The organism is Leifsonia sp. NPDC056665 (genome assembly GCF_042791795.1).
Taxonomy (GTDB): Bacteria; Actinomycetota; Actinomycetes; order Actinomycetales; family Microbacteriaceae; genus Leifsonia.
Genome location: NZ_JBHTXK010000034.1, coordinates 18,475 through 28,588, shown reverse-complemented (window position 1 = coordinate 28,588; position 10,114 = coordinate 18,475). Strand labels below are relative to the sequence as shown.

General features: G+C 68.9%; 10 protein-coding genes. 5 read left to right on the top strand and 5 right to left on the bottom strand.

Annotated elements, in window-relative coordinates; all coding sequences use genetic code 11:
• Positions 1-1,576, bottom strand: a 1,576-nt coding sequence (locus ACFQ9V_RS19625) for an APC family permease (RefSeq protein ID WP_382460795.1), incomplete at its 3' end; no start/stop codon positions are given.
• A gap of 139 nt (positions 1,577-1,715) precedes the next feature.
• On the opposite strand from ACFQ9V_RS19625, the gene ACFQ9V_RS19620 reads away from it, so the two are divergent.
• Both ACFQ9V_RS19620 and ACFQ9V_RS19615 read left to right on the top strand, forming a co-directional pair.
• Positions 1,716-2,510 (top strand): hypothetical protein, encoded by a 795-nt coding sequence (locus ACFQ9V_RS19620; RefSeq protein WP_382460794.1) that lies wholly within the window; start codon positions 1,716-1,718, stop codon positions 2,508-2,510.
• A gap of 29 nt (positions 2,511-2,539) precedes the next feature.
• Entirely contained in the window at positions 2,540-2,896 is a 357-nt protein-coding gene (locus ACFQ9V_RS19615; RefSeq protein WP_382460793.1) for a hypothetical protein, read from the top strand.
• 11 nt (positions 2,897-2,907) lie between these two features.
• Here ACFQ9V_RS19615 and ACFQ9V_RS19610 read toward each other — a convergent pair whose 3' ends face one another.
• Complete coding sequence (locus tag ACFQ9V_RS19610; RefSeq protein ID WP_382460792.1) at positions 2,908-4,365, bottom strand: gamma-aminobutyraldehyde dehydrogenase; 1,458 nt, start codon at positions 4,363-4,365, stop codon at positions 2,908-2,910.
• 89 nt (positions 4,366-4,454) lie between these two features.
• Here ACFQ9V_RS19610 and ACFQ9V_RS19605 point away from each other — a divergent pair, with 89 nt between their 5' ends.
• The 3 genes from ACFQ9V_RS19605 to ACFQ9V_RS19595 all read left to right on the top strand — a co-directional run bounded on the left by ACFQ9V_RS19605 (position 4,455) and on the right by ACFQ9V_RS19595 (position 7,848).
• On the top strand, positions 4,455-4,937 hold the full coding sequence (locus tag ACFQ9V_RS19605; protein ID WP_370053537.1) for an Lrp/AsnC family transcriptional regulator: 483 nt from the start codon (positions 4,455-4,457) through the stop codon (positions 4,935-4,937).
• Between the two features lie 2 nt (positions 4,938-4,939).
• The gene (locus tag ACFQ9V_RS19600; protein ID WP_370053539.1) at positions 4,940-6,355 is read left to right on the top strand and encodes an aspartate aminotransferase family protein; all 1,416 of its coding nucleotides are present in this window, start codon (positions 4,940-4,942) and stop codon (positions 6,353-6,355) included.
• 104 nt (positions 6,356-6,459) lie between these two features.
• On the top strand, positions 6,460-7,848 hold the full coding sequence (locus ACFQ9V_RS19595; protein ID WP_382460791.1) for an NAD(P)/FAD-dependent oxidoreductase: 1,389 nt from the start codon (positions 6,460-6,462) through the stop codon (positions 7,846-7,848).
• Between the two features lie 78 nt (positions 7,849-7,926).
• On the opposite strand, the gene ACFQ9V_RS19590 is transcribed toward ACFQ9V_RS19595, so the two are convergent.
• From ACFQ9V_RS19590 to ACFQ9V_RS19580, 3 genes are read right to left on the bottom strand one after another with little or no spacing between them, the layout of a single operon-like run.
• A complete protein-coding gene (locus ACFQ9V_RS19590; protein ID WP_382460790.1) occupies positions 7,927-8,706 on the bottom strand; it encodes an AMP nucleosidase in 780 nt (259 codons plus the stop codon).
• A 27-nt stretch (positions 8,707-8,733) separates the two neighbouring features.
• A complete protein-coding gene (locus ACFQ9V_RS19585; protein ID WP_382460789.1) occupies positions 8,734-9,456 on the bottom strand; it encodes a VIT family protein in 723 nt (240 codons plus the stop codon).
• Between the two features lie 51 nt (positions 9,457-9,507).
• A complete protein-coding gene (locus tag ACFQ9V_RS19580) occupies positions 9,508-10,059 on the bottom strand; it encodes a DUF2127 domain-containing protein (protein ID WP_382460788.1) in 552 nt (183 codons plus the stop codon).
• Positions 10,060-10,114: the final 55 nt, after the last annotated feature.

Here is a 10,114-nt window from a genome sequence, read left to right as displayed (position 1 = left end):
GTTCCGGCGGCGGGCCGCCCCGCGGCCCGCGTAAGTCGGCCGGGGCCGGCTCCGCGGCGGCGGCCGGGGCGACCGTCCCGCTGCGGTGCGCCCGCAGCAGCTCCGCCACCCGAATGGCGTCGCCCGCCGGCGCGTCCGACGCGCGGTCCGGCCGCGCGAGGAACAGGTACAGCAGTCCGGCGCCCGCGACGATCCCGAACCCGATCAGCACGATCCAGTCGTTGAACCAGTTGCCCGTGCTCGTCGGCCACGCCAGCAGCACCATCGCGAAGATCCCGTACGCCAGCGCCAGGATGTTCACGACCATCCCGCCACGCCCGAGCGAGAACGGTCCGGCAGGACGCCAGCCCTTGATCCGCTGCCGCAGCGACGCGAGCACCACCGACTGGAAGGCCACGTAGATGCCGAGCACCGCGAACGCGGTCACCTGGGTGATGAGCCCGTCCGGCCCGAGATAGACGATCAGGCTGATGAGCACCGGGATGCTGCACGCCACGATCAGCGCGTTCACCGGCACCTTGGTGCGCGGCGACACCCGCGAGAGCCACCGGTGCGCCGGGATCATCCCGTCGCGCGCGAACGAGAACAGCAGCCGGCTCGCCGCCGCCTGCAGGCTGAGCACGCAGGACAAGAACGCGGTGACCGCGACCACGAGGAAGATCTTCGCGCCGACGTCGCCGAGGGCGGACTGCAGGATCTCCGGGATCGGGTCGACGTCCTTGCCCGCCACGATCTTCGCCAGGTCGGGCGCGGCCAGGATGTAGCCGCCGAACGCGAACAGCGCGGACACGCCGCCGACCAGGATCGTCATCATCATGGCGAGCGGGATGCGCCGTGCCGGGTTCGCGACCTCCTCGGCGACGTCGCCGCACGCCTCGAAGCCGTAGAAGAGGAACAGCCCGGCGAGCGCCGCCCCGAGGAACGCCACCAGATACGAGCCGTGGCCCTGGACGCCCATCGTGTCGAAGAACACCGAGAACGGGTGCTTGCGCTGGAAGATCAGCAGGTAGAGGCCCACCGCGATCACGCCGATGAGCTCCGCCGACAGCCCGATGCGGGCGACCGTCGCCAGCGTCTTCGTCCCGGTGAAGTTCAGCCCGAGCGCCACGACCAGCAGCAGCACGGTCAGCCCGAGGGTGACCTCCTTGGTGGCGGGGAGGCCGAACAGGCTGGCGAGGAACCCGCTGCCGTACGACGCCACCGCGGTGATGGTCACGATCATCGCCCAGATGTAAATCCAGGCCGCCATCCACGCGTAGCGCCGGCCCCACAGCCGCCGCGCCCACGGGTAGATGCCGCCGTGGATGGGGTACTGCGAGACCACCTCACCGAAGACGAGCGAGACCAGGAACTGGCCCGCGCCGACGATGACGAGCCACCAGATGGAGGGCGGCCCTCCCGTCGCCATCGCGACGGCGAACAGCGAGTAGACGCCGACGAGCGGCGAGAGGTACGTGAAGCCGAGAGCGAAGTTCGCCCACAGGGTCATGGACCGGTTGAAGGAGTCCTCGTATCCGAGGACGGCGAGGTGCTCGCCGTCTCCGAGATGGGCCGAGGACGAGGGTTCTGAGGACATCGAATGCCTTCCGGGTCAGCCGCACACGACGATGTGTGTGGCAGGAGCGTAGCGGAGGACGGACCGAATACCTATAGGACTGGATGTTTAAGCTCCGACGGCGTGTCGGCTCGGGACTCGTCCGATATCGTCTTTGAGCATGGACGTGCACGAGCCCGGATGGCAGCGACTCGCTCGGTCGACGTTGGCAGTGACCGGTGCAGGAGTGGGCGCCGCGGTCTCGACACTGGTGCACGACCCGATTCTCGGATCGATGGCCGGGCAGGCGTTTGCGGAGATCGGGAATGAGTTCGCGACCAGAGTGCTCGCACCACGCGAGGAACAGCGCATTGCGACCGTCCTGGTCCTTGCGGCGGGCGGAGTGATCGCAAATCAGACCCTCGGGATGACCTTGCGTTCAGACGGGTTCTTCGACGGGGACCGATCAGACGCAGATCAGATCATCGAAGGAATGCTTCTCGCCGCTAAGACGGAGCACGAAGAAAAGAAGCTTCCGTACATGGCGAATCTATTGGCCCGGACCCCCTTTCTCGAGGGAATGGATGTATATGTCCTGGAGAAGCTCATCGCAGAGGCCGAATCAACCAGTTGGCTGCAATTGCAATTGTTGGCTATCGTCCATCGACCCAAAGAGCTCCCGCTCCCGGACGTGCAATATAGCGGACGGGCTTCTGACTGGAACGAATGGGCGGTGACGCAGACTCTCACTGAGCTGCTCGATGCGAGACGCCTTCTCGTGTTTCCGAGTTCCAAAGGGGCGCACGGGCAGCCCGGATTCGATCTCCGAATGTCGAGCATCAAATTGGGGCAGCTTGGCGCACTTCTCGTTCAGACGATGGAACTCACGAGCATTCCACTCGATGAGCTCCGTCCACTCCACGAAGAGCTCATTTGCCATGCAGTAGAGCTCACTGAACCGTCGAGCCTTGAATAGTCGCGGAGCGCCGCCAGTTAGTCCCATTGGTGGGAACCGGAACGGTACTGCTGGCGGTCGGCGCCGGCTCGCTGGCGCTCGTCCTGCTCGCCATGACCGTCCTCGGCTTCGGCGTCGGCGGCGTCTCCGCCGTCATGCCGCGGCTGGTGCTGGAGGGCGTGCCCGCGCCCGAGACGGCGAGCGTGCTCTCCATCAACCAGATCGTGCGCAGTGTCGGCTTCAGCATCGGGAGCGCGCTCGCCGGCCTCCTGCTGGCCGCGGCGACGCCCGCCGGGGCGCTCCTGCCCCCGGCGGGCGGGTACGTCGCGGCGTCGCTGTGGGTGCTGCCGCTCCTCGCGGCCGGCACCCTGATCGTCACGCTGAGACCCTCCTCGTCACGCAGCTGAAGCGCTCCTGATCACTCCCCGATGTACGACATGACGTGCTTCAGACGCGTGTAGTCCTCGAACCCGTACATCGACAGGTCCTTGCCGTAGCCGGAGTGCTTGAAGCCGCCGTGCGGCATCTCGGCCACGATCGGGATGTGGGTGTTGATCCACACGCAGCCGAAGTCGAGGCCCTTCGCGAACCGCATCGCCCGGCCGTGGTCCTTCGTCCACACCGAGGAGGCCAGGCCGTAGCGCACGCCGTTCGCCCAGCGCAGCGCCTCCGCCTCGTCGGTGAACTTCTGCACGGTCTGGACCGGCCCGAAGATCTCGTTCTGCACCGCGTCGTCGTCCTGACGCAGCCCCGAGACGATCGTGGCCTCCCAGAAGTAGCCGCGGTCGCCCTGGCGTCGGCCGCCCAGCTCGACGTTCGCGTGGTCGGGCAGCCGATCCACGAAGCCGCTCACCTGGGCGAGCTGGTTCGCGTTGTTCAGCGGGCCGTAGAGGATACCGTCCTCTCGCGGCGCGCCGGTGCGGGCGTTCTCGCGCGCGTACTGCGCGAGCGCCGCCACGAACTCGTCGTGCACGCCCTCCTGCACCAGCAGGCGCGTCGCCGCCGTGCAGTCTTGGCCGGCGTTGAAGTACCCGGCAGCGACGATCCCCTCGACCGCCTTCTCGATGTCGGCGTCGTCGAACACGATCACCGGCGCCTTGCCGCCGAGCTCGAGGTGCACGCGCTTGAGGTCGAACGAGGCCGCCCGGGCGACCTCCATGCCCGCGCGCACCGAGCCGGTGATCGACACGAGCTGCGGGGTCGGGTGGTCGATCATCGCCGCTCCCGTGCTGCGGTCGCCGAGCACGACGTTGAGCACGCCGGCCGGCAGGAACTCGCTGGCGACCTCCGCCAGCAGCAGCGTCGACAGCGGGGTGGTGTCGGAGGGCTTCAGCACGGTGGTGTTGCCCGCCGCCAGCGCGGGGGCGAACTTCCAGACCGCCATGTTGAGCGGGTAGTTCCAGGGCGTCACCTGGCCGACGACCCCGATCGGCTCGCGGCGGATGAAGGAGGTGTGGTCCGGCATGTACTCGCCGGCCGAGCGGCCCTCCAGGTTGCGGGCGGCTCCCGCGAAGAAGCGGATCTGGTCGACGGACAGCAGGATCTCGTCCTCGACCAGCGTGCCGCGCGGCTTGCCGGTGTCCTGCGACTCGGCGTCGGCGAACTCCTCCGCGCGCTCCTCCATCGCGTCGGCGATGCGGAACAGCGCGAGCTGGCGCTCGCCGGGCGTGGTGCTCCCCCAGACCTCGAAGGCGGACTCGGCGGCGCGGTACGCGTCGGCGACGTCCTCCGCGGTCGAGACCGGGGCGGTGGCGTACACGTCCTCGGTGGCCGGATCGATCAGTGAGATGCTGTCGCTCCCGCTCGCGGCGGTGCGCTCGCCGGCGACGAAGTTGTGCAGTTCGGGTGTCGTTGTCGTGCTCAGCGGTGAACTCATGGCCGGGAGTCTACTGATTTCGTCGGTGAATCGGGCAAGAATGTGCGGATCCGCTTGCTAGACCGCCTCGCCACTGACAGAATCGCTCCATGAGTACCCCTCGGGCAACGAACGGCACGAAGGCTGCGGTCATCGACGACGTCTCCAAAGCGATCATCGAGCAACTGCAGGTGGACGGCCGCAAGTCCTATGCGGAGATCGGCAAAGCCGTCGGTCTCAGCGAGGCGGCCGTGCGCCAGCGCGTGCAGAAGCTGACCGAGTCGGGTGTGATGCAGATCGTGGCCGTCACCGATCCGATGCAGCTCGGCTTCTACCGCCAGGCGATGATCGGCGTGCGCGTCACCGGCGACACGCTGGTGATCGCGGACAAGCTCGCGGCGATGCCCTCCGTGGACTACGTGGTCCTCACGGCGGGCACCTACGACATCCTCGCGGAGGTCGTGTGCGAGAACGACCTCGACCTCATCACGATGCTCAACTCCGAGATCCGGACCCTCGAGGGAGTGCTCTCCACCGAGACGTTCGTGTACCTCAAACTCCACAAACAGTTCTACAACTGGGGAACGCGATAACAATGACGACAACCGTTGAAACGTTCGGTGAGCCCATCACACCCGATGAGGCCGACCTGCAGGCGAAAGCGCGCGACCACCTCTGGATGCACTTCGCGCGCCAGTCGGTGATGGAGGAGGGCCACGGCGTCCCGATCATCACCCGCGGCCAGGGCCACCACATCTGGGACGACCACGGCAAGCGCTACATCGACGGCCTCTCCGGGCTGTTCGTGGTGAACGCCGGCCACGGCCGCAAGCGCCTCGCCGAGGTGGCCGCGAAGCAGGCCGAGCAGCTCGCCTTCTTCCCGATCTGGTCCTACGCCCACCCGAACGCGATCGAGCTCGCGGACCGCCTCGCGCACTACGCGCCGGGCGACCTCAACCGCGTCTTCTTCTCCACCGGCGGCGGCGAGGCCGTCGAGACCGCCTTCAAGCTGGCCAAGTACTACTGGAAGCTGCAGGGCCGCCCGACCAAGCACAAGGTCCTCTCCCGCGCCGTCGCCTACCACGGCACCCCGCAGGGCGCGCTGGCCATCACCGGCATCCCGGCCATGAAGGAGATGTTCGAGCCGCTCACCCCCGGCGGGTTCCGCGTCCCGAACACGAACTTCTACCGCGCGGGCGAGATGGGCGCTCCGACCGACGACATCGAGGCCTTCGGCGTCTGGGCCGCGAACCGCATCGAGGAGATGATCCAGTTCGAGGGTCCCGAGACCGTCGCCGCGATCTTCCTGGAGCCGGTGCAGAACTCCGGCGGCTGCTTCCCGCCGCCCCCCGGCTACTTCCAGCGGGTTCGCGAGATCTGCGACAAGTACGACGTGCTCATGGTCAGCGACGAGGTCATCTGCGCCTTCGGCCGCATCGGCCACATGTTCGCCTGTGACCAGTACGGCTATGTGCCGGACATGATCACCTGCGCCAAGGGCATGACCTCCGGGTACTCCCCCATCGGCGCGACGATCATCAGCGACCGGATCTACGAGCCCTTCAAGCACGGCAACACATCCTTCTACCACGGCTACACGTTCGGCGGGCACCCCGTGTCCTCCGCCGTGGCGCTGGCGAACCTCGACATCTTCGAGGAAGAGCGCCTCAACGAGCGCGTCCGCGAGAACTCGCCGCTGTTCCGCGCCGAGCTGGAGAAGCTGCTCGACCTCCCGATCGTCGGCGACGTCCGCGGCGACGGCTACTTCTTCGGCATCGAGCTGGTGAAGGACAAGGCCACCAAGGAGACGTTCAACGACGACGAGTCGGAGCGCCTGCTGCGCGGCTTCCTCTCCAAGGCGCTGTACGACGCGGGCCTGTACTGTCGCGCCGACGACCGTGGCGACCCCGTCGTCCAGCTCGCCCCGCCGCTCACCATCGGCCCGGACGAGTTCGTCGAGATCCGCCAGATCCTGGAGTCGGTGCTCACCGAGGCGAGCAACCACCTGTAAGGCCTGCACCACCGGACGAGTCCGCGCACCGCACCACTTGGGCGGGGCGCGGGCTCGTTCTCTTTTCCCTGATGTGATGAAGTCCTGACGTGTTGAGGAGTGACGTGGACTACCGCAGTGTCGGCTTCTGGTTCGACTCGATCGCCGAGGCCGAGGACGGCTTCCGCCCCCGCCCGGCCCTGGCCGACGACGCCACGGTGGACGTGGCCATCGTCGGCGCGGGCCTGACCGGCCTCTGGACCGCCTACTACCTCCAGGAGCTCGACCCGGCCCTGCGCATCCTGCTTCTGGAGCGGGAGGTCGCCGGCTTCGGCGCATCCGGCCGCAACGGCGGCTGGTGCTCCGCGCTGTTCCCGTGGTCGGCCTCCGCCCTCGACGCCCGCTACGGCCGCGACGCCGCGGTCGCGCAACGGCAGGCGATGGTGGACACCGTGGACGAAGTCGGCCGTGTCGCCGCCGTCGAGGACATCGACTGCGACTACGTCCGCGGCGGGACCGTCACGTTCGCCCGCGACCGCGTCCAGCTCGCCGCCGCGCGAGCCGAGTTCGCCGAGTCGGAGGAGTACGGCGTCGACCGGGTGTCGCTCGCCGGGACCGAGACGGTTCAGGCCCGCTACGGGGTCCCGGACGCCGTGGCCGCGACCATCACGCCCGCCTGCGCGCGCGTCCACCCAGCCAAGCTCGTGCGCGGCCTCGCCCGCGCCGTCGAGCGCCGCGGCGCCACCATCGCGGAGGGCACGGAGGTCCTGAGCTGGACCGACGGCGTCGTTCGCGTGCGCGTCGGCGACGTCGAGCGCACGGTGACGGCGGGCACGGTCGTGAACGCCACCGAAGGCTACGGCTCGCAGCTCCCCCAGGTCGGGCGGAGCGTCCTCCCGCTGTACTCGCTGATGATCGCGACCGAGCCGCTGCCCGACGCGGTGTGGGACCGCATCGGCATCGAGCACGGCCAGACCTTCGCGGACTTCCGGCACCTGATCGTCTACGGGCAGCGCACCGCCGACAACCGGATCGCGTTCGGCGGCCGCGGCGCCCGCTACCACCTGGGCAGCGCCATCCACCCGTCGTACGACCGCTCTCCGCGCGTGCGCGACCACCTCGTCCGCACGCTCGGCGAGCTGTTCCCCGCGGTCGCCGGAGTGCGCATCACGCACCACTGGGGCGGCCCGCTCGGCGTGCCGCGCGACTGGCACGCCGCGGTCGGCATCGACCGCGGGTCGCGGGAGGCCTGGGCCGGCGGGTACGTCGGGGACGGCCTGAGCACGACGAACCTCGCCGGCCGCACCCTCGCCGACCTGATCGCCGACCGGCGCACCGGCCTCACGGAGCTCCCGTGGGTCGGCCACCGCTCACCGCGCTGGGAGCCCGAGCCGCTGCGCTTCCTCGGCGCCAACGCGGGCCTGGTCGCGATGGAGGGCGCCGACCTCGAGGAGCGCGCCACCGCCCGCCCCTCCCTCATCGCCCGCGCAATGGCCCCCCTCACCGGCCATTGACCCCCGAAACGTGAGTAATAGCGGAAATCCACCGCGCGATTTCCGCGATTACTCACGTTTCGACGCCGGGACGGAGGGTCAGGCGTCGTCGAAGCGGAGGTGGCGGACGCTGCGGCCGTTGCGGCGGACGAGGCGCAGCGCCTCCACCCCGATCCGGATGTGCCGCTCGACGAACTGCGCGGTGACGCTCCGATCGCTCTCGGCGGTCTTGACACCCTCCGGGATCATCGGCTGATCCGACACCAGCAGCAGCGCCCCGGCAGGGATGTGGTTGGCGAACCCGGCCGCGAAGATGGTCGCCGTCTCCATGTCGACCGCCATGCACCTGGTCTGCCGCAGGTACGTCTTGAAGGTGTCGTCGTGCTCCCACACCCGCCGGTTCGTCGTGTAGACGGTTCCGGTCCAGTAGTCGTAGCCGGCGTCGCGGATGCTGGTGGAGACACCGCGCTGGAGCTGGAACGCCGGCAGCGCGGGGACCTCCGGCGGCAGGTAGTCGTTCGACGTCCCCTCGCCGCGGATGGCCGCGATCGGGAGCACCAGGTCGCCGAGCTGGTTCTTCTTCTTCACCCCGCCGCACTTGCCGAGGAAGAGCGCCGCCTTCGGGCTCACCGCGCTCAGCAGGTCCATGATGGTCGCCGCGTTCGGGCTGCCCATGCCGAAGTTGATCATCGTGATGCCGTCGGCGGTCGCGTTCGGCATCGAGCGGTCGATGCCGCGGACCTCGGCGCCGTACCACTCGGCGAACCGGTAGACGTAGTCGCCGAAGTTGGTGAGCAGGATGTGCTCGCCGAACTCCTCCAGCGGCGTGCCGGTGTAGCGGGGCAGCCAGTCCCGCACGATCTCCAGCTTCTCCTTCATCGCTCCCCTTCACGCAGCCCGAGGGCGTCAGCCTACCGTCGTGCCGAGCAGCGCGCCGATGGCGAACGTGGCAGCCAGCGCCAGCGCGCCGCCGATGACCACACGCAGCATCGCCTTGCCGCGCGAGGCGCCGCCGATGTAGGCGGCGACGTAGCCGGTGGCCGCCAGCGCGATCAGCACGACCACGAAGGTCAGCGGGATGCGGATGGCCGGCGGCGTCAGGATGGTCAGCAGCGGCAGGATGCCGCCGATCGTGAACGAGATGGCGGACGCGATCGCCGCGTGCCACGGGCTCACCACGTCGTCCTGGTCGATGCCGAGCTCGGCGGAGAGGTGAGCGGCGAGCGCGTCGTGCTCGGTGAGCTCGATCGCGACCTGGCGTGCGGTCTCGGGCTTGAGGCCCTTCGCCTCGTAGAGACCGGTCAGCTCGGCCAGCTCCTCCTCCGGCATCTCCTCCAGCTCGCGGCGCTCCTTCGCGATGAGCGCGTGCTCGCTGTCGCGCTGGCTGCTCACCGACACGTACTCGCCGAGCGCCATCGAGATCGCGCCGCCGACGAGGGCCGCGAGGCCGGCGGTCAGGATGGCGGGGACGGCGGGCGTCGCCCCCGCGACACCGACGACGACGGCCGCGACGGACACGATGCCGTCGTTGGCGCCCAGCACGCCGGCCCTCAGCCAGTTCAGCCGTTGCGCGACCCCCTCGCGGTGGGGTTCGTCCGGGTGCTTTCCGTTCACAGTCTCCGCGGTCATAGCGTCAGCCTAGGAACCTCGCGCCCGGGATTCCAGCAAGCGCAGCCGAACCTAACCCGCAGCCGGCTGGCCCGCGGCCTCGTTCGCGCGCCTCGCCGCCCGCAGCCGGCGCTGCACGCGGTACTCGTGGACGGTCAGCGCCACGATCAGGACGTCGAACAGGGTCAGCCCGAGCAGCCCCCAGGAGGGGTGCCTGGTCAGCTCCCACGTCTGCCAGCCGATGAACACCACGAGGAAGCCGAGCATCCACGGGTACGCCCAGAGCTGCTCCTTCAGCACCGCCCAGACGAGCACGACCTTCACGACGCCGTGCAGCAGCAGGTAGACCGCGCCGAACAGCGTCGCCGAGCCGGTGAGGGTGTGTCCGAAATGGACGATCCAGTTGGAGACCGGGTCGTTCGGGTCCTCGCCGAGCTCGTGCTGCGTGAGGAAGACGACGACCGCGTTCATCCGCTGGGGCGTCAGGAAGAGCAGCAGGACGCCGCCGATGAGCTCGAGCACGCCGTCCGCGCCCTTCAGCACCAGGGTGACGCGGAAGAGGACCTCCAGGAACCGCTCCCGGCGGTCGATGGTGCCGTGTTCGGCGTCGCGCTCCGTGCTCATTGCCCCATCGAACCACCGGAGAGGAGAGCACTCGTGGCGAAGCCGACGAGTTTCA